Here is an 18689-nt window from a genome sequence, read left to right on the forward strand (position 1 = left end):
TTCGCTGTGTATTTTTGTTTTGAAAAATGTGTATAAATCATAATGTTAATGTTGAGTCTTTATTTAAGCTAGTTGATCAAGGGAATAAAAAAGAGAAAGAAAAAATTAAAGAGTTTATAAAATACTTTTATAATTTTGTTTATAATAGCGACCTAAAAGTCAACGATAAATTTCTTTTATACATTGCAGAAGATGCATACAACTTCATTCTTAAAAAAGAAAAAGAAGAAAGTAAATTGGCAGTAAGTAATGTAAATGATATTTCAGGAATAGAAGGTAATTTCACTATAATTAAAATCACAAATGATGACATGCCCTTTTTAGTGGATTCTGTCATTTCCACTATTAAGTCACACGGTTTAACTATATGCTATTATAGTAACAGCATAATTAATATTCAAAGAAAAAATAGCCTAATAGATAAAATTCATCTTTTGGAAGAAAGTAATGGAATCAAAGAGTCAGTAATATATGTAATTATTAAAGGTATAAGTGATAATTTTGTTAATACATTAGAAGAATCTCTACGAAAGACGCTAAAAGCAGTTAACTGCGTTGTACAAGACTGGCAATTGATGCTCAAAAAGCTTCTTGAGCATCCGGCATTGGATGCTGGAGGCAGAGATTTTTTAGCTTGGTTGAAAAATAACAATTTTGTATTTTTAGGTTATCAAGAATACATTACTAATAAAGAAGGAAAGCTTGCTCTAAGTGGTAAGGAGAGCCTCGGGTTAATGAGAGCAAGTGAAGAGTACCAAAATTCATCAATTTTTTCTGAAAGCTTGAATTCTTTATACATACTAAGATCAGACCTAATCTCAATAGTTCATCGGCGTACCTATATGAATTGTATAGGAGTGAAAGAATTTAATGATCAGGGTGATGTAATAAGGGAACAGCATTTTTTTGGGCTATTTACTTCTATAGCAGAAGTGCAAGATATTCGAACTATTCCGGTAATAAAGGATAAGGTTACAACAATAGAAAAAAAGGCAGGATTTGTTCCTGGTGGCCATAACAATAAAGCTTTAATTTCCATTTTACAGGCATTTTCTTGTGACGAATTATTCCAATCAAATGAAGACGAGTTATTTGAAATTTGCACCTCGATCATGTCTCTTGCGATTAGACCAAGAGTCAAATTATTTTTGAGAAAGGTAGGGAACTTTATTAGTTGCATAGTATTGATACCGATGCGTTATGCTAGTGCAAGACTAATGTTTAAGATACGCGATATATTGAAAGATGAAACGAATGCAGAAAGTTCAGATATTTATAACAATCACATTATCAATGAATATGATTTGATGAAATTACACGTGGTGCTAAGAACCAAAAGCGCTAGCGTTTTTGATGATGAAGTTTTGCGTATCGAAAACAAGTTAAGAAACATTACAGAAAAGTGGGAAGATCGTTTTATAGACAATTTATATAATACTTTTAGCACTGTTGAGGATATATTTATCCGCTATTGCAAGGCATTTCCGATAAGTTATCAAGAGAATTTTGAACCTCATGATGCGTATTATGATATGAAAAAATTGGAGATAGTGAGAAAGAAAAAAGTCAGTGAAGTTGATTTGAGGCTTACTCGTGACAATCTCAACTATCAATTGAAGGTTTACACTCCAAATAGCGGTGGTCTTGAATTGTCAAAGATATTAAAGGTTACTAAGAATTTAGGGGCTAAGATTCTATCTCATAATGGTTATTATATAGAAATCAACGGTGGAATATGGATACATCATTTTGTGTTGTCAAGAGTTGATGAATTAATAGACAACATTACTTTAAAAGAGCAGTTTGAGGTAACACTTGTAAAAGTGTTCAGCAAGGAAATAAAAAATGACTATTTTAACAGCTTGATCATTATTGCTGGGCTCGAGTGGAAGGAAGTGCTTCTGATTAGAGCGCTAAGCGCCTACCTAAAGCAGACATCATTTAGCTATAACCCAGAATATATCCAGAAAGTAGTATCAGAGTATCCAAAAATAATGAAACATCTAATACAGCTGTTTCATTCAAGATTTAATCCAAGTATAGATGTTGATAGAGCGGAAACTACTGATATTTTTAGAGAAAAAATTGAAGAACTACTAAAAGAAATCAGTAATGTTTCACATGATTACGTTTTACGTTCGATATTTAACTTGATAATGGCAATTTTGAGGACCAGTTATTATCAAGATGACAAGCCATACTTATCTATAAAATTTGATTCAAGTAAAATAAATGGGTTACCTGATCCTCGCCCGTATCGTGAATTATATGTCTATTCGAACCTTTTTGAGGGAATACATATAAGAGGAGGGAAGTTGGCTCGTGGTGGTTTGAGATGGTCGGATAGAACGGAAGATTTTCGCACTGAAGTTTTGGGACTCATGAAAGCCCAGATGACAAAAAATGCGGTCATTGTACCTGTTGGCGCAAAGGGTGGGTTTGTAATAAAGCAAGTTTATAAAGACAAAAACATTTTAAGGGAGAAAGGTGTTGAATGCTATAAGAATTTCATCAGAGGAATGCTTGATATTACTGATAATGTAGTTGATGGCAAAATAACTCCACCAGAAAATGTGATTAGGTATGACGAAGATGATCCATATTTGGTAGTTGCAGCAGATAAAGGCACTGCTTCATTTTCTGATTATGCAAATGAAATATCCTCTGAATGTAACTTTTGGCTCGAAGATGCATTTGCATCTGGTGGATCAGCAGGTTATGACCACAAAAAGATGGGTATTACAGCAAGAGGTGCATGGATTGCAGCACAACGCCATTTTTGGAGAATGAATAAGGATATTTACCAGGATACAACTGTTATTGGAATTGGAGATATGGCTGGCGATCTATTTGGGAACGGCATGCTGCTTTCAAGAAATATGAGTTTAATTGGAGCATTTAATCATATGCATATTTTTGTTGATCCAAATCCTGATGCGGAAAAGAGTTTCGTGGAGCGTAAACGGCTCTTTGAATTACCGTTTTCCACTTGGATGGATTACAATAGAGATTTGATTTCTCATGGTGGCGGGGTATTTGAACGTAGTAGCAAACAAGTAGAAATTTCTCAAGAAATGAAAAAGTGCTTTGATATAACGGAAGATACATTATCTCCAAATGATTTGATTCGATATTTGCTCAAGGCAAAAGTGGATTTCATATGGAATGGAGGAATTGGCACCTTTGTTAAGGCAAAAAGTGAAAGCCATGGCATGGTTGGCGATAAAGCAAATGATGAATTAAGAGTAAACGGTCATGATATTAGAGCTTCTATGTTTATAGAGGGTGGCAACCTTGGTTGCACGCAGCTTGGAAGGGTAGAATACGCTAAAATAGGTGGGTATATCAATGCAGATTTTATTGATAATTCAGCAGGAGTAATATGTTCTGATCTTGAAGTTAACATCAAGATTGCTTTTGTTGCAATTATGAAAGAAGGGGGAATTTCCTTGGAAAAAAGGAATGAAATACTGGCTAGCATGATAGATGAAGTTGCATCTAAGGTACTTGAAAACCATAACAGGATTGAAACAAAAGCATTGCTTCTTGAGTGCTTGCAAGCTAAAGAAAAGTTGGAGCAGCACCATAAATTATTACTCAGTTTAGAGAAATTTGGGCTGCTAAACCGAGATGTAGAATTTCTTCCAGCTGAAGAAGAGGTAGCAAGAATGTTAACTGATGGAGAAGGTTTCTGTTCTCCTCAGCTTTCTGTTCTGATGTCTTATGCAAGAACAGCAATAAAAAATGAAGTTATACACTCTGAGCTACCTGAAAAAGATTTTTTGTGCCGTGATTACTTACTAAATTACTTTCCACAAAGGATGGTAACAGAGTTCAAGGATTCCATATTGAAACACCAACTTTGTAGGGAAATTATTTCTACTTGCATTACAAACGATGTAGTAAATAGGATGGGCTGTATATTTATTAATAATTTGGTTGAGAGTACTGGAATTAAAGTACATGAAGCAGTTAACATATATATCGTTGTTAATCACCTATATAATTTAAGTAGCCTTTGGCAGAAAATTGATGAATTGGATGGAAAAATTGATGTTGATTCATATTTGCAAGTAGTGAGAAGTGTGCAAAAATTTATTGGTAGGGTATCATTTTGGTTAGTAAAAAATCTTGGTAAGCTTAATCTTGTAGAACTAGATGGTGTTACAAAATTTAGGGGTGCAATTGAAACTTTAGGCCATGATATTTTAGATGAGCACCTATTAGAGGTCTATAATCATGGATTAGCTTCTTTGTTAGAGCTTAACATAAATAAAGATCTAGCAAAAAGGGTTGCTGATCTACGTATTCTTATTTATGCGCTGGACGTTATATCTGTTGCTGAGCAGACATCTTTGTCCATCCTTGAGGCTGGTAGAATATACTTTGAATTAAAGTCGCTGCTAAGATTTGATATGATTAGAACAGTTGCTGGCAAGATGAAAAGCCATTCTTCCTATTGGGATCGCAGCTTAATTAATGATTTATTAGATGATTTAAGCAATTATCAACATAAGCTAGCTGTTAAAGTTATAAAAGCTACTGATAATCATGTAGACAAGGTTCAAACTTGGGCTATTAATGATAAGGATTATATAGAGCGCTACAATAGCTTTTTAGATGAGATGGTCGCTTATAAACTTGATTTAAGTAAATTAATACTCATAATCAGAAGAGTTAAAATACTTGCTTCATAGGAAAAATGTTTAATATAGGTCTGTCAGAAGTTTTAGTTGTAGCTTTAGTGAGTATAATTGTTCTTGATAAAAGTAAAGTATCTGTATTTCTTAATCTTATTAAAAATATATATAGGTATTTCTGGGTTGTAAAATCAAGAGTTAGGAAATTGTTGAAGGATACCGGAATTAAAGAATTATATGAAGAGCATAACGTTGAAAAAGTCAATTACATAATTGGTGAAGATGGCAAGCTTTATCCTGCTTATAATGTAGATAATACAAAAGATGACAGCAAAGATCCTAGTAGTAGATGATATACCTTCTAATGTTAAACTTTTAGAAGCTCAGCTAAAAGCAGAGTACTATACAGTTATAGTAGCTCATGATGGCGAGGAGGCGATAGATTTAGTAAAGAAACAGCAGCCAGATATTATCTTACTTGATGTCATGATGCCAAAAATGAGTGGTTTTGAGGTTTGTAAGCAGCTAAAGAATGATCCCTTAACGACTTATATTCCAATAATTATGGTAACTGCGCTGCATGACACTCATGATAGAGTGCAAGGAATTAATGCTGGTGCGGATGACTTTCTAACTAAGCCGATAGATGAAACTGCTTTATCTGCAAGAATTAAGTCTCTTGTGCGCTTAAAGATGATAATAGACGAGTTGTGCTTGAGAGGAGAAACTAATGCTGAGATTGGTGGGGTAGCAGAAAGCAGTATTATGGATTATTCTAATCAGATTTTTGATGCTAACATACTTGTTGTAGATGAGGACACCTTTCAAGCAGAGCAGATACACAATGTTCTAAAGCAACGCTTCAGATCAATTAAAATACTGCACGATCCAAAAGAAGCATTAAAGGTTGGTATTAAGGATAATTACGACCTGATTATTTCTGACATGCAGTTTTCAAAAACTGACGGCCTACGGTTGTGTTCTAAGTTTCGTAGTAAAGTAGAAACACGTTATACACCAATTCTGATCCTTTCTGAAGATTATGATAAAAGCAATTTAGTAAAGGCACTTGATGTAGGTGCTAATGATTATTTAACAGTACCTTTAGATGAGAGTGAATTAATAGCTAGGGTTAATTTGCAAGTGAAACGCAAAAGGTATCAAGATGCCTTGAGAATGAATTTATTTAATAATATGGAAATGTCTATAAAGGATCCATTAACTAACTGTTATAATAGAAGATATTTTGATGCACACTTAAGAAATATTGTTAAGGATTCTGTGGAAAAAGATAGAAGTTTATCTATTATGATACTTGATATAGATTATTTTAAGATGGTGAATGATAACTTTGGGCATAATGCTGGAGATGAACTTTTAAAGGAAATACAGAAAAGAATTTCTGAAAATATCAGAGTGACAGATTTATTAGCTAGGTTTGGTGGTGAGGAATTTGTTGTTGTAATGCCAGATACCAATGTATCAGATGCGTATACTATTGCAGAGAGAATAAGAAAAATTATTGCCAAAGAACCTTTTATACTTGTGGGTAAAAATACAACCCATAATGTAACTGTGAGCATTGGAATTTCAGCAATGCAAAGATCTGACCTTGATGATGTTAAAAAATTTATAGTACGTGCTGACAAATATTTATATAAAGCAAAAAACAGTGGTAGAAATAGAGTGGTTACTGGTTGAAGTTCTTTCAAATAGGTAGTAACTAAGATTCAAATGATAGCATAAAATTTCTCAACTCTGGAAATTTCGCATTTAACTGCAGAAATAGATATTTATTTAAAAAATACCCTGTAATTTTTAGCCCTAGTCTGAATTCTTGATATGAGTAGCTATTTTGTAGGTTGTTATTGTATACATCATGCAACATCTGTGGAAAAGGTAGTAATTTATCTGCATAACAGTCACCTACTTTTTTTGACACTGCTCTACCAGTTTTTGGAGAAATAAACTGTAGATTTTCTTTCACACCTGTTACAGCACATTTTGATAGGTCTAACTTAAATCCAAGTTGCGTAAGAAGCAGAAGCTCTAAGTTAAGGTAATAACTTTGCCAAAATTGGCTATTGTGTTTTATTACATCGATGAAGTGTTTAAAATTATCATACAACTTGGTACAGGATTCACTTTCTGGAAGCACTTTTTCTAATATAGACGAGAAAGAAACAATAGCAATGCTTTTTAACCTATCTTGAAAGAAATGATGAAGTGGAGATTCAATCAATTCGCACTTTAAAAAACCTAGATTTTCAGGTAATTTAGCACTCCATTCTGCATGTAATAGATTGCTTATTTGAAACTTATAATTACTATTATTTGTTAACCTAGTTAATCCTCTGCACTTTCCATGATTTTTTGTAAATAGAGAAAGAATTAAATTTTTATCACCGTATTTTTTAGCAGCTATAATAACACCTTCATCTTTCCATCTCATTTAGAGTATATTAACCGTATGATATTATAGAGATAATAAAATTAGTGTAGCAAATTTGGGTTTAAGTCAACTGAAATATATTGACTTTATGTGCAATATTAGCTTTAAACCAGTAAAACAAGCTGCTCAACATATGCGCCCTCTCTATTTTAATTATATTCTTCTTTTATCTCTATGTTGTTTTTTGCTTTTTTCAATGAAAGCCCAACCGGATGATTCGTCAGTTATTCCTATACCACAAAGAAAAAAAGAATTAGTTGAAGTAGTACAACCGAGGCAAATTATTGAAATGCAGGAAATTGATGAGGATATTCCAATTCCAAAAAGAAAAAAGGTTGTAGAAAGAAAGCTAAAAGAAGACATCAAAGAGGTGAAAAATGAAATAAGAGATAAGAAAAATATTGAGAACAAAGATGATGAATTGGCTGTAACAGAAATTATTAATTCTATAAGGGATAAATTGACAGAGTGTTGGAGCATTCCTGAGGGCATAGTTTATAAAGAAAATTTTAGTATAAAAATTAACTTATTATTATCCAGTAAAGGCGAGATCGTTGTAGCCAACGTAGCAGATAGTAGTTCTTATCAAAATAATCCTCTTTTTAGATCAGCAGCAGATAATGCAATGCGTGCAGTGTATAAATGTAGCCCGTTAATTGGCTTACCTGCTGAGCAGCATCACATTTGGCGCGAAGTCACGTTAGATTTTATTCTAAATAGGTGAATTTACGTTACCTAAATTAGTTACTTGTGATGAAAAATAGATCAGCAAATTTTCAATCAACAACAGCTAAAGACCTTTCTGCAAAGTTGATTTCTCTTATATCTGTAACTTCGTCATTCTGATTAAACGAAATTTGCAAAGACTTACTACTGTACTTCCTTTTTCCCAAGAAGTTAGCTTGTTTAATTTTATATGAGATATAGTACCAAACATTGTCATCGAACTTTGATACTAATGTTGGTGATCCTAAAGTGTGAACCACTTTTTCTTTATCGTCACCTACTTTTATCTTGCTCCACAATTCAACACTAATGCCAGGAGCTCCGTGATTGTGAATAGTGTGAGTGCAGCTCACTAAAAACAATAAAGCAAAAAATATTAATACTCGCATTTTTATCAATTAATTATTTGAGATCATAATAAACTAATAAACTATCTGCCGTCAAATTTTAAAAAAGTTAAATTGACTAATTCCCAATATTATTTAGTATAGTATTTACTTCAAAATAATTAGGTATCTTATGTCATTGCTAGAAGCAGATCCAATATACAAGCCTTTTAATTATCCTTGGGCATATGATGCATGGTTGCAGCAACAAAGGATACACTGGATACCTGAAGAAGTTCCGCTTGCTGATGATGTAAAAGATTGGAAAACTAAACTTTCAAATGTGGAGAAAAATTTATTGACCCAGATTTTTAGGTTTTTTACTCAAGCAGATATTGAAGTAAATAACTGCTATATGAGACATTATTCAAATATATTTAAACCAACAGAAATATGTATGATGCTTGCAAGCTTTTCTAATATGGAGACTATACACATTGCAGCCTATTCATACCTTCTAGATACGATTGGCATGCCAGAAAGTGAATATCAAGCATTCTTAAAATATGATTCTATGAGAAAGAAGTATGAATACATGTTAGAATTTGAGGAAAGTAAAAAGCACGATAAAAAACATGTTGCTAAAACTTTAGCAGTATTTGGTGCCTTCACTGAAGGGTTGCAGTTATTTGCATCATTTGCAATTTTGCTCAATTTTCAACGCTTTGGAAAAATGAAAGGCATGGGACAAATAATCGCTTGGTCAGCTCGTGATGAAACTTTGCACACCAATTCAATTATCATGTTATTTAATACGTTTATTAAAGAGAATAATGAAATCTGGGACGACGAATTTAAAGAGGAATTATGTTCTGCATGTCGCACTATTGTTGAGCTTGAGGATGAGTTTATAAAGCTTGCTTTTGATTTCGGAGATGTTGAAGGACTATCTGCAGAAGAAGTGCGCAATTATATACGCTACATAGCAAACAGACGGTTAACGCAACTGGGTCTTCAATCTATATATAATGTTAAAGATAACCCTATTCCGTGGCTTGATGAAATACTAAATGGCGTAGAACATACAAATTTCTTTGAAAATAGAGTAACAGAGTATAGCCGCGCAGCAACTCAAGGCACTTGGGAGGAAGCTTTTGCTAAAAACGATACAAAAAGTGAAGAGCAGTAACTTCAACCTTTTTTATCATTTCAACGGAAGCTTGCGCTCAACTGACTTCTCTCGCGCTTTTATTTGCTTCCTAGAGCTCATTTGTGCCTTTATATGATTGCTGTTTAAGTTAATTATATGAAAGAGCTACAGCGGCGGTTCAAACTCCTTTTCAACAGATTTAAAGAGAGAATGATCAAAATTGGTGTCGACACTTTGATATTTGATGAGTTTGAAAAGATTCATACTGAAACTGAATTTACCGGTGATATAGCTGATGTGCTCAGTGAATTTATCATGTGGTTTCCTGAAAGAAATCGTCTTGGAATACCTTATCCTGACGATATGTATAATTATGCAGTTTTAAAGAAGGGCGCTGTAAATACTCGAGCAAAAGCCCCTTTTTCTTGCTTGAGTGTTTGTGATCTTTAGTTAAGTTCTTGACTTTATTATTTAAATATATCGTAATTAAAGTATATTATTTATAGGAGAGTTTGATATGCCAAAGTATGAAGAGTTAAATGAAACACAAAAAGGATTATATGATGAGTTGAAAGATCCAGTAAGCGAAGATGTTGATATTAGTACTGTTATTGCAAAATTTAGCGAAAATGATTTCCTGCCTGTTCTTACAACAATTGATGATAAAGGTTATATACTGCTTAACACTTTCGAAGTAGTTGGTGTAGATAAATTTAAAGCAGTTTTGAGTGAAGCGCAAAAGCAGGGTCTTCTTGAAGAAGTTGTAAATGGAAAGATTTTATCTTCTAATGATCAAGATGAGGTGAAATCTATCTTGGTTTTTGTAATAGGCATGACGAAGAGTTGTAGGACTCTTCTTGTCATAGAAATACATCCAGTAGCCAGCGGCTGGCATACCCTCTCTATTCCTAATAATGTCTTGCAATACTATACTTAGTATTAACTTCTGTGTCATTTCTCCCGAGCACCAGCAAAAGCCAATGCTCCTATATACTTATCCTGACATAATCTGTCGATATAATTCTTTATTGAAAATTTTGGAAGACAAAAGAAGCCTCACAATTAGCTTAAAATCCGAGTATATCGGATTCGAGAAGTGGGCTTGATGAATCAAACTGAATATTGGGGTTATCACATCTTGCTTTGCATCGTGCCTCTAGCTCCGATAGACTTACTTCTGGATACTTTCCAAGAGATGGATCAAATTTTGAATGACCTATCCTACTTTCAAGAAAAGTTTTTGTACAAAGACCTTTGCATTAATTATCAACTTCCCTATGCTCCCAACGCACTCCTCTCATAATATCTGGCATAACATACTCCTTAATTAAAAAACTAACATAATATTAACATATTAGCATTAATATTATGTTAATAATAGTATAACTATTTCGCTTTCTTTATTGAAAATTTTAGGAAAATATTGTATAATTATGCAGTAGTAGAACCTGGTAAAACTTATGGCAAACGCTAATTTAGCTTTCAGTAAAGAAACTTTACAGCATCTTGCTGAATTATCTGAACTTACTAAGCAACCTGCTCAAGCATTAGCAGAAAAACTACTTAAAGAAGCAATCAAGCTTGAAATTGAAGACTTTTTAGTGTCTAAAATTTCTGATGAGCGTGATGTTGAAGGTGCAGAAACAGTCGATTTTGAAGATATTAAGTGGGATTAGAGCATTATAAAGTTAAGTCTCTCAAAAGTGTTGTTGAAAGCCTGAACAGACGAAATCTGTAAAACCAAAAAGAAACTCTTTCTCTTTACTTTATGTTTTTTGGATATAGTTTTACGAAGAAGCGCTTCTGCAGCTATAACCGAAACAATCAATGGTGCTATAAATGCCCGTTTGAAAGCATGGTTTTGGGGGAAACGGTAAAGCCATTGATGGAGTTCTTTCTGGACTACCTCGTTTAGAAGATTGTATAACCTAACCGTCCCAAGCTGAAGTGCTTCTTATCATAATAGTATAGGAGGAATTTTATATGGCAGAAGCAAAAAGTAAATTAAAAATAATAAACCCTGACGCATCAGGGATTGATATTGGCTCGACTGTACATTATGTATGTGTACCTGAAGGAAGAGATGAACAACGTATCCAAAAATTTGGGTGCTTTACAGTAGATCTACACAACTTAGCAAAGTGGTTAAAAAAGTGTCAGGTTAGAACTGTGGCCATGGAGTCAACTGGAGTATATTGGATTCCCTTATTTCAAATATTAGAATCATATAAATTTGAGGTAAAACTAGTAAATGCGCGACATGTCAAAAATGTGCCTGGTAGAAAGTCTGATGTTCAGGATTGTCAATGGCTGCAACAATTGCACAGCTATGGACTGCTTCAAGGATCATTTAGACCGGATAATCAAATGTGTGTATTGCGTAGTTACGTTAGACAACGTGCTAATCTAATTGAAAATGCAGCTAAACATACTCAACGTATGCAAAAAGCGCTAATTCAAATGAATATTCAATTGCATAAGGTTATTAGTGATATCAACGGTTTAACAGGCATGAAAATTATTAAAGCAATAATTGAAGGAGAGAAAGACCCCCAAAAACTAGCTGAATTTAGAAATTCAAACATGAAGAATGACAAGCCTACTATAGCAAAAGCATTAACAGAAGACTATAGAGAAGAACACTTGTTTGCACTAAAACAAGAATATGCAGCATATACTTTTTTTCAAGAGCAAATAACGGAATGTGATAAAAGTATAGAGAGTTACTATAAAACATTTGAGGCAAAGTCAAATGAGAACAGGATGTTGAATAAAATACGAAAGCGGAAGCAGAAGAATGGTCCAGATTTTGCTGCGGATGAGGATTTAAATCGAATAACCGGGATAGATTTTACTAAAGTCCCGGGATTTGATGTATTAAGTGTACAAACTATCATTTCGGAAACAGGTATAAATCATAATAAATGGCCAACAGAAAAACATTTTTCTTCCTGGCTTGGATTAAGCCCTGCTAATAAAATTACAGGAGGAAAAATTGTTGGAACAGGAACTCGTAAAGTTATTAACCGCGCTGCGAATGCATTTCGAATGGCTGCCCATTGTGTGTTGAGAAGCAAAAGTGCAATAGGTGCATATAGTAGAAGGCTGAAAAAAAGGCTAGGAGCACCAAAAGCAATAACTGCGACAGCAAGGAAATTAGCATGTATCTTTTATCAAATGTTGAAATATGGACAAGAATATGTAGAGAAAGGAATGAACTATTATGAAACACTTTACAAAGAGAGAGTAGTCAAAAATTTGCTTAAAAAAGCAAAGGAATTTGGTTATATACTAATGAAAGAGGAGCCGATAGATGAAAAAGGTTCTTAGGAGTTTGTTAGAAGAGTTTGATGAAAGTCCTGAAGTGCAAAAAATAGCAATAGAACATTCAATAAGAAGGGTTATTGGAGCAAATTATGGCCATAAGCCTACAGTTGCGCTTGCTAAGGCACAGGTAATAGATAAAGATGGAAAGCTGCAAGAAACGGACGAAATAGTAGGTATAAATGTTGCTTTTCACCATGAGAATGATCGTGATGGCTTGCTAAACTTCTAGATTTTAAAAAGTATAGCTATATTTGCGAACCTCATTTGCAAGATAAAAAAAATAGAGCAGATATGGAAAAATTAATGCCCAATAAACATACAGTTTTTATGAGTACAGACCAGGCTAATAAATTTATAAAGGGCACTTTACAAATTGAAATTGATAGTGTTGAACAATTGGGTATCCGTTTAGTGAAGAGCTAAACTCTATTAAATATATGCTAATATATCTACTCATCAGAGTGGCAAAATAGGTAGATGAGAGAAATACAACCATAGAAACAAAATGGTTGTCATGAAAGTAGCTCCTTTGTTGTCATGCCAGTGCTCAGACACTGGCATCCAGTTAAATTTACGGAGTATAATGGATTCCAGCGTCACGCTCTGGAATGACAGGATTCGATGTCATCCGAGTAGATCAATGGACTTTTTTGCTAAACTACTGAACGGATACCATTTGTTCCTGTTGTCTACCTTATTTTACCACTCTGCTGAATAGATACCTTTATTTTACTATAGAACATACAGTGAATCTGCGAGATCATAGAATTTATTTCCAATCTCTCTGAATGTACTACTTATATCAATAGGTGTCGACTCTTCTTGTGAATCAGATTTAAATAAGCCATGAGTATCTTTCAGACGACAGTACCACTTGCAGTTATTTCGCTCTGCTGTTACCTGCCAACTATTACCTGGTGATTTTTCTTCACATTCTCTATAGCAATCATGAAGTGCCTTCCATTCAAATGGAGGATTGAGTATAAGATTTGTCATAATATATTCCTTAATTATAGAACTAATACCACGTTAGTACTTATATGCTAATATAATGTTAATACTTATATTAGCATAATAACTTTTCAGATACGGTTTCTTGATTAAAAATTCCATTTTAGCAATAAAAAACTTACTTATTATAGGAAAATTTGCTCATATAAAACTATTTATAAAGTGACAATAGATGTATTATACTTAGATTCTGATTTGAAATTTTATGCAGTTGTTTCTAACAAGATTGGTCAATAAATTTTACTGTTTAAGGATGAGAAACAAAGTAATCATCGTTTCCGGTATTGCTCTTATTCTACTGTTTTTTATCAACAGTACATTTTTAAAAAAAGATCAGGCGGTTCATAGTGATAATCCAATTAGTAATTTTTCAGTAAAAACTCAGGATTATACTCCACAAAATCGCGCTGTATATTTAAATTTTTCTGGTACAGTAAATCCCTTGCATAGAGCAAGCCTTGTCTCAAGAACAAGTGGTCAAGTTATTGCCGTTTATTTGTCTGATGGTGAAAAGGTAAAGAGAGGCGATGTAATTTTAAAGATAGAAGATTATGACAGAGTTGAGCAAGTTGAAAAAGCCAAAGCTTTATTAAATCAGCGTGAAATTGAGTATGATTCCTCTCGAAAATTGAATACAAAAGGGTATGGAGCGCAAATAAAAGTGGAATCAGCTTTTACTGCGTTGCAGAGTGCAAGAGCTGACCTAAAAAGGCTAGAGTTGGATTTGGAAAATACTGCGATTAAATCCCCTATTGATGGTTATGTAGATAAGATCAACGTAAATGAAGGGGATTTTGTTAATTCTGGACAGAAGATAACTGACATAGTTAATTTTGATCAAGTTCTTGTAGTGTTGTATGTTTCAGAAAATGAAGTAAATAAAATAAAACTGGGTAGTGCAGCGCAAATTAATTTGCTAGACGGAAGGGAATTAGTAGGTGAAGTGAGTTTTATTAGTAAAATTGCTGAGCCTAAAACTGGATCTTATAGAGTGGAGGTAAAGGTAACTGATAATGAGATTATATCCTTGCAAGGACTGACTGCTAGTGTAAGCCTCCCTTCAGGTGAAAGATTTGCATATAAAATTCCTTCTTCGGCCTTAAGTTTAAGTGATGATGGCGTTCTTGGAATAAAGATTGTTGATGACAATAATTATGTAGTATTTACAGCAATAGAAATTGTTGATCATGAAGATGATGGTGTTTGGGTAGTGGCAAATAACGAAGATAAGCCTATAAAGTTAATAACATTGGGCCATCTATTTGTTAAGCCTGGTGATAAGGTATAACTCCAGTTTCAGTTAGTTTAATCTGTCATTCTAATGCGTGACGCTGGAATCTAGGATTCGATTGGGCACTAAATTGGTAAACACGAAAGCGCTTTACAATGTTTTTGTGCAAAAGGACTGGGTCCCACATTCACTAACTTGGCTGATAAAAAAGGAAAGTCAATTACGTGAGTTGAAGTTTAAGAGAATATACAGAGATTAAGATGAGAAACGTGTTTGTCATAGCAAATTTACATTTTATGAAAAACTTTTTATCATATGTCAAAAAACACATTGACTTAAGTACTTTTATATGACTAAATATCAATTTAAGTATATTAGGAGTGTAAAATGAGTTTAAGTTCTGAATTAATTGAAGAGGTAGATCAAGGAAATCTCCAAGCAGTTAAAAATTTTATTGAGCAAGGTGGTAACATAGAAGCTAAAAACGATGATGGATGGACACCTTTACACCTTGCTGCTGTGAGAAACCATATAATGGTTGTTAAATTTCTTGTTGATCAAGGAGCTAATATTAATGCTAAAGTTAATGGTGATAATAAAAAGCCTATACATGCTGTTGCTAAAAAAGGTTATAAAGATATAGTGGAATTTTTTCTTAATAAAGGAATAGGGGTTGATGATGCTGATAATGATAAATGGACACCTTTACACTATGCTGCTCGTTATAATCACTTAGAGCTTTGTGAATTTCTCTTGGGTCAACATGCTAACGTAGAAGCTAAAAACAAGGATGATAACACCTTTAGACTTAGCTCGTGAAAAGGGTCACACAGAAATAGTAAATTTGATCCAAGCAAAATTAGACCAAAAGCTGACTGCAGCTGCATTAGGAAATCTCGAAGCAGTTAAAAATCTTAATGTTAATGTAGAAGCTAAAGATATGGATATTTCCAATGACAATTTAAAAAGCGACAGGAGAGCTTCTTCTAATGATAGCTTAGAAAGTGACGGAGATACTGCTCCAGGTACGACTGTAAAAGAGGCAAAAGTAGAATCTTATGCTAAATCAAGAAAAGCACAAAGACAATAAGTTGAAAATGTGATGTAAAGGAGATAAGTGCAACCGAGATGGGTGTACATTAGCCCATCTCTTGATGTATTTGTGTAACCTTTTTTTCCTTCAGTAAATTTTGTAATTCACCATTTTCATACATCTCACGAGCGATATCACAGCCACCAATAAACTCTCCCTTTATATATAATTGTGGAATTGTTGGCCAATCAGAAAAACTTTTTATGGACTGACGTATTTCATCATTCTCAAGTACGTTGATGCATTTAAACTTTACATTCAATTTTTTGAGAATTGATACAACGAGTCCAGAGAATCCACATTGAGGAAAGTCAGAGGTGCCTTTCATGTACAGCACTACATCGTTTTCTGCTATGTCTTTTTTTATTTGTTCAAAGTTGTTCATAAATATTACCTTAATTTTAAGCTCCAGTTTCTAGTTGCAATGCATGTATAGACTGACCTTCAAGAGCCTTATATACCATTCTGTGTTGTTCTATTTTTGTCTTTTCGGAAAAAGACTTGGAAGTTATTTTTAAATGGTAATGATCATCATCTCCAGCAAGATCCTTGATCTTTATATCAGCATCAGGAAATGATTGTTTGATAATTTTTTCTAACTCGTGAATTGTAATAGTCATCAGTTTATTTTAATTATAAGTCTAAAATATGCAATTGATTATTGTGAAGACAATAGATTCAGCGTGCTGAGAGCACTAGCAAGACGAGATTTTAATTGACTTGCATACTCATTCCAGTCCTTTATTTCCTTTCTTGCTACACCTGAGGTAACTGCAGCTTTTGCAACAGCAGGAGATACTATAGAAATTAATCTTGGGTCAAATGGAGTAGGTATTATATATTCACGTCCATAGCTCATTTTACGACCACCATAGGCTGCAGATATCTCGTGCGGCACTGGCTCGCGAGCAAGCTTTGCTATTGCATCTGCAGCGGCAATTTTCATTTCATCATTTATTGTCGTTGCATATACATCAAGTGCCCCTCTGAATATGTAAGGAAATCCCATTACATTATTGACTTGGTTGTTATAATCTGACCTACCAGTTGCAATTATTGCATCTGGCCTTACAGATTTTGCAAATTCAGGCCTTACTTCTGGATCAGGGTTAGCAAGAGCAAAAATGATTGGGTCTTTACCCATGCTTTTTAACATCTCTTCGCTAAGCACATCCTTTGCAGAGAGTCCGATGAATACATCAGCATCTTTTATGGCATCGAGTAGAGAACGTTCTTTAGTGTCAATTGCATATTTTTCTTTCCACTCATTCATATCCTCTTTTCTGTCTTTGTGTATTACTCCTTGTTTATCGCATAGTACTATGTTCTTAGCACCCATAGACTTCAGTATTTCCAAACACGCAATACCAGCTGCTCCAGCACCATTCATGATGATCTTTACATTTCCTAATTTCTTTCCAACAATATCGAGGGCATTTTCTATACCAGCTGCAACAACTACTGCAGTGCCATGTTGATCATCGTGGAACACTGGAATATCCATCAACTCATTTAGACGTTTCTCTATTATAAAACAATCAGGAGATCTTATATCTTCTAGATTTATTCCCCCCCAACTTGGACCAAGATACCTTACTGCATTGATGAAATCTTCTATGTTTTCTGTGTCAACTTCTATATCAATTGCATCAATGTCAGCAAAACGCTTAAATAAAACAGCTTTGCCTTCCATGACGGGTTTTGAAGCAAGAGGACCGATATTGCCAAGTCCCAGGACTGCGGTGCCATTTGAAATGACAGCCACATAATTGCTTTTTGCCGTGTAATCATAAACAGCTTTAGGATTTTTAGCTATTGCAAGGCATGGGGCTGCAACACCAGGGGAATAAGCAAGTGATAGGTCATGCTGTGTGGATAAGGGTTTTGTTGGTATAACCGATACCTTACCAGGTTTACCACTTTTATTATGGTACTTAAGTGCTTCTTGTTTTGTGGTGTTATCTAAATCATTATTCATGCTTTGAGCTTATTGTTAGTAATTTTTTAAGTATATGGGGTTTTTATGAATGTTCAACTATTAGCTTGTGAATTCTGTTGTACTTCTGTATAAGTTTATCTACCAATAGTGTGACTTACATGCTTAAGAAAAACGTGCCTAATTTGCTAACAATTTCTCGTGCGCTCGCGATACCGGCAATAATATCAAGCTTTTATATAGAAAGTAAATATGCAAGTCTAATAACAATATTGATCTTTATGTTTGCGTGCATTACAGATTTTTTTGATGGTTATTTAGCACGTGCATGGAAAGTCCAATCGAATTTTGGCAAATTATTTGACCCAATTGCTGATAAGTTAGTAGTAGTTTCAACAATAATCATGCTAGTTTATAAGCAAAAAATAGATGATGTTACAATTATACCGTCAGTTATAATTGTTTGTAGGGAGATATTAGTTTCGGGTTTACGAGAGTTTTTGATAGCTACAAACGTTAGTCTACCTGTGAGCAAAGCTGGGAAAATTAAAACATTTTTTCAGATGGTTGCTATAGTGGCATTAATAATGAGTGATTATGAAGCAACTAAATATATAGGTGTGGTTTGCTTATGGGCTGCGGCTGTTATGACTATGTGGTCAGGCTATAATTACGTTCTAGCTGGCATCAAACAGATTGACTAAATTGCTTAAGAGTATACAAAGAAAGTTAATAATTTCATAACATTGACTTAGTAATTAAAATCCTATATAATGTATTAGTTCATAAGTTGGTCT

General features: G+C 33.8%; 20 protein-coding genes. 14 read left to right on the plus strand and 6 right to left on the minus strand.

What is annotated here, in order from left to right; translation table 11 throughout:
• Positions 1-26 precede the first annotated feature (26 nt).
• Genes LB100_RS02835 through LB100_RS02845 form a run of 3 tightly spaced genes read left to right on the plus strand, consistent with a single transcriptional unit; the run spans position 27 to position 6341 of the window.
• A complete protein-coding gene (locus tag LB100_RS02835) occupies positions 27-4697 on the plus strand; it encodes an NAD-glutamate dehydrogenase (protein WP_456201348.1) in 4671 nt (1556 codons plus the stop codon).
• A gap of 5 nt (positions 4698-4702) precedes the next feature.
• The gene (tatB, locus tag LB100_RS02840) at positions 4703-4993 is read left to right on the plus strand and encodes a Sec-independent protein translocase subunit TatB (RefSeq protein WP_456201349.1); all 291 of its coding nucleotides are present in this window, start codon (positions 4703-4705) and stop codon (positions 4991-4993) included.
• Entirely contained in the window at positions 4965-6341 is a 1377-nt protein-coding gene (locus LB100_RS02845) for a PleD family two-component system response regulator (protein ID WP_456201351.1), read from the plus strand. Before tatB ends, LB100_RS02845 begins: the two co-directional genes overlap by 29 nt.
• 22 nt (positions 6342-6363) lie before the next feature.
• Here the strand turns inward: LB100_RS02845 and recO are convergent, their stop codons facing one another.
• Positions 6364-7092: a DNA repair protein RecO gene (gene recO, locus LB100_RS02850; RefSeq protein WP_264337162.1), complete on the minus strand. Its 729-nt coding sequence runs from the start codon at positions 7090-7092 to the stop codon at positions 6364-6366.
• Between the two features lie 196 nt (positions 7093-7288).
• Between recO and LB100_RS02855 the strand changes: the two genes are divergently transcribed.
• Positions 7289-7816, plus strand: a complete 528-nt coding sequence (locus LB100_RS02855; protein WP_264720241.1) for a hypothetical protein — start codon at positions 7289-7291, stop codon at positions 7814-7816.
• Positions 7817-7868: 52 nt separating this feature from the next.
• Here the strand turns inward: LB100_RS02855 and LB100_RS02860 are convergent, their stop codons facing one another.
• A complete protein-coding gene (locus tag LB100_RS02860) occupies positions 7869-8207 on the minus strand; it encodes an outer membrane protein assembly factor BamE (RefSeq protein ID WP_456201354.1) in 339 nt (112 codons plus the stop codon).
• Positions 8208-8337: 130 nt separating this feature from the next.
• Here LB100_RS02860 and LB100_RS02865 point away from each other — a divergent pair, with 130 nt between their 5' ends.
• The 6 genes from LB100_RS02865 to LB100_RS02890 all read left to right on the plus strand — a co-directional run bounded on the left by LB100_RS02865 (position 8338) and on the right by LB100_RS02890 (position 12850).
• Positions 8338-9333, plus strand: coding sequence for a ribonucleotide-diphosphate reductase subunit beta (locus tag LB100_RS02865; RefSeq protein WP_264719501.1), 996 nt, complete (start codon positions 8338-8340; stop codon positions 9331-9333).
• 117 nt (positions 9334-9450) lie between these two features.
• Complete coding sequence (locus LB100_RS02870; RefSeq protein WP_264719499.1) at positions 9451-9744, plus strand: hypothetical protein; 294 nt, start codon at positions 9451-9453, stop codon at positions 9742-9744.
• 67 nt (positions 9745-9811) lie between these two features.
• Complete coding sequence (locus tag LB100_RS02875; RefSeq protein WP_264719498.1) at positions 9812-10231, plus strand: hypothetical protein; 420 nt, start codon at positions 9812-9814, stop codon at positions 10229-10231.
• 523 nt (positions 10232-10754) lie between these two features.
• Positions 10755-10970 carry a hypothetical protein gene (locus LB100_RS02880; protein WP_226079582.1) on the plus strand — a complete coding sequence of 72 codons (216 nt, stop codon included), beginning with the start codon at positions 10755-10757 and terminating at the stop codon, positions 10968-10970.
• Between the two features lie 307 nt (positions 10971-11277).
• A complete protein-coding gene (locus LB100_RS02885; RefSeq protein ID WP_456201253.1) occupies positions 11278-12624 on the plus strand; it encodes an IS110 family RNA-guided transposase in 1347 nt (448 codons plus the stop codon).
• Positions 12608-12850, plus strand: a complete 243-nt coding sequence (locus LB100_RS02890; protein ID WP_456201357.1) for a hypothetical protein — start codon at positions 12608-12610, stop codon at positions 12848-12850. Before LB100_RS02885 ends, LB100_RS02890 begins: the two co-directional genes overlap by 17 nt.
• Positions 12851-13353: 503 nt before the next feature.
• Here the strand turns inward: LB100_RS02890 and LB100_RS02895 are convergent.
• Positions 13354-13617 (minus strand): hypothetical protein, encoded by a 264-nt coding sequence (locus tag LB100_RS02895; RefSeq protein ID WP_456201359.1) that lies wholly within the window; start codon positions 13615-13617, stop codon positions 13354-13356.
• A 268-nt stretch (positions 13618-13885) separates the two neighbouring features.
• Here LB100_RS02895 and LB100_RS02900 point away from each other — a divergent pair, with 268 nt between their 5' ends.
• From LB100_RS02900 to LB100_RS02910, 3 genes are all read left to right on the plus strand, one after another.
• Positions 13886-14920, plus strand: a complete 1035-nt coding sequence (locus tag LB100_RS02900; protein ID WP_456201361.1) for an efflux RND transporter periplasmic adaptor subunit — start codon at positions 13886-13888, stop codon at positions 14918-14920.
• A gap of 330 nt (positions 14921-15250) precedes the next feature.
• On the plus strand, positions 15251-15682 hold the full coding sequence (locus LB100_RS02905) for an ankyrin repeat domain-containing protein (RefSeq protein WP_456201363.1): 432 nt from the start codon (positions 15251-15253) through the stop codon (positions 15680-15682).
• Positions 15654-15953, plus strand: coding sequence for a hypothetical protein (locus tag LB100_RS02910; RefSeq protein WP_456201365.1), 300 nt, complete (start codon positions 15654-15656; stop codon positions 15951-15953). The genes LB100_RS02905 and LB100_RS02910 overlap by 29 nt, the downstream gene beginning before the upstream one ends.
• A 49-nt stretch (positions 15954-16002) precedes the next feature.
• Here the strand turns inward: LB100_RS02910 and grxD are convergent, their stop codons facing one another.
• The 3 genes from grxD to LB100_RS02925 are packed head-to-tail and all read right to left on the minus strand — an operon-like array spanning position 16003 to position 17934.
• The gene (grxD, locus tag LB100_RS02915) at positions 16003-16341 is read right to left on the minus strand and encodes a Grx4 family monothiol glutaredoxin (protein WP_456201367.1); all 339 of its coding nucleotides are present in this window, start codon (positions 16339-16341) and stop codon (positions 16003-16005) included.
• Between the two features lie 16 nt (positions 16342-16357).
• Positions 16358-16576: a BolA/IbaG family iron-sulfur metabolism protein gene (locus tag LB100_RS02920; RefSeq protein ID WP_456201369.1), complete on the minus strand. Its 219-nt coding sequence runs from the start codon at positions 16574-16576 to the stop codon at positions 16358-16360.
• Between the two features lie 38 nt (positions 16577-16614).
• The gene (locus tag LB100_RS02925; RefSeq protein WP_456201371.1) at positions 16615-17934 is read right to left on the minus strand and encodes a malic enzyme-like NAD(P)-binding protein; all 1320 of its coding nucleotides are present in this window, start codon (positions 17932-17934) and stop codon (positions 16615-16617) included.
• A gap of 119 nt (positions 17935-18053) precedes the next feature.
• Between LB100_RS02925 and pgsA the strand changes: the two genes are divergently transcribed.
• Positions 18054-18596: a CDP-diacylglycerol--glycerol-3-phosphate 3-phosphatidyltransferase gene (gene pgsA / locus LB100_RS02930; protein WP_456201414.1), complete on the plus strand. Its 543-nt coding sequence runs from the start codon at positions 18054-18056 to the stop codon at positions 18594-18596.
• The last annotated feature ends 93 nt before the right edge of the window (positions 18597-18689 follow it).

The sequence above is a fragment of the Wolbachia endosymbiont of Protocalliphora sialia genome (assembly GCF_053891855.1).

Coding starts and splice junctions, on each gene's coding strand:
- LB100_RS02890 (WP_456201357.1), top strand. CDS start 12,608: ATGAAAAAGGTTCTTAGGAGTTTGTTAGAAGAGTTTGATGAAAGTCCT.
- grxD (WP_456201367.1), bottom strand. CDS start 16,341: ATGAACAACTTTGAACAAATAAAAAAAGACATAGCAGAAAACGATGTA.
- recO (WP_264337162.1), bottom strand. CDS start 7,092: ATGAGATGGAAAGATGAAGGTGTTATTATAGCTGCTAAAAAATACGGT.
- LB100_RS02920 (WP_456201369.1), bottom strand. CDS start 16,576: ATGACTATTACAATTCACGAGTTAGAAAAAATTATCAAACAATCATTT.
- LB100_RS02855 (WP_264720241.1), top strand. CDS start 7,289: ATGAAAGCCCAACCGGATGATTCGTCAGTTATTCCTATACCACAAAGA.
- LB100_RS02880 (WP_226079582.1), top strand. CDS start 10,755: ATGGCAAACGCTAATTTAGCTTTCAGTAAAGAAACTTTACAGCATCTT.
- LB100_RS02905 (WP_456201363.1), top strand. CDS start 15,251: ATGAGTTTAAGTTCTGAATTAATTGAAGAGGTAGATCAAGGAAATCTC.
- LB100_RS02870 (WP_264719499.1), top strand. CDS start 9,451: ATGAAAGAGCTACAGCGGCGGTTCAAACTCCTTTTCAACAGATTTAAA.
- LB100_RS02875 (WP_264719498.1), top strand. CDS start 9,812: ATGCCAAAGTATGAAGAGTTAAATGAAACACAAAAAGGATTATATGAT.
- LB100_RS02910 (WP_456201365.1), top strand. CDS start 15,654: ATGATAACACCTTTAGACTTAGCTCGTGAAAAGGGTCACACAGAAATA.
- LB100_RS02865 (WP_264719501.1), top strand. CDS start 8,338: ATGTCATTGCTAGAAGCAGATCCAATATACAAGCCTTTTAATTATCCT.
- LB100_RS02860 (WP_456201354.1), bottom strand. CDS start 8,207: ATGCGAGTATTAATATTTTTTGCTTTATTGTTTTTAGTGAGCTGCACT.
- LB100_RS02900 (WP_456201361.1), top strand. CDS start 13,886: ATGAGAAACAAAGTAATCATCGTTTCCGGTATTGCTCTTATTCTACTG.
- tatB (WP_456201349.1), top strand. CDS start 4,703: ATGTTTAATATAGGTCTGTCAGAAGTTTTAGTTGTAGCTTTAGTGAGT.
- pgsA (WP_456201414.1), top strand. CDS start 18,054: ATGCTTAAGAAAAACGTGCCTAATTTGCTAACAATTTCTCGTGCGCTC.
- LB100_RS02895 (WP_456201359.1), bottom strand. CDS start 13,617: ATGACAAATCTTATACTCAATCCTCCATTTGAATGGAAGGCACTTCAT.
- LB100_RS02925 (WP_456201371.1), bottom strand. CDS start 17,934: ATGAATAATGATTTAGATAACACCACAAAACAAGAAGCACTTAAGTAC.
- LB100_RS02845 (WP_456201351.1), top strand. CDS start 4,965: ATGACAGCAAAGATCCTAGTAGTAGATGATATACCTTCTAATGTTAAA.
- LB100_RS02835 (WP_456201348.1), top strand. CDS start 27: ATGTGTATAAATCATAATGTTAATGTTGAGTCTTTATTTAAGCTAGTT.
- LB100_RS02885 (WP_456201253.1), top strand. CDS start 11,278: ATGGCAGAAGCAAAAAGTAAATTAAAAATAATAAACCCTGACGCATCA.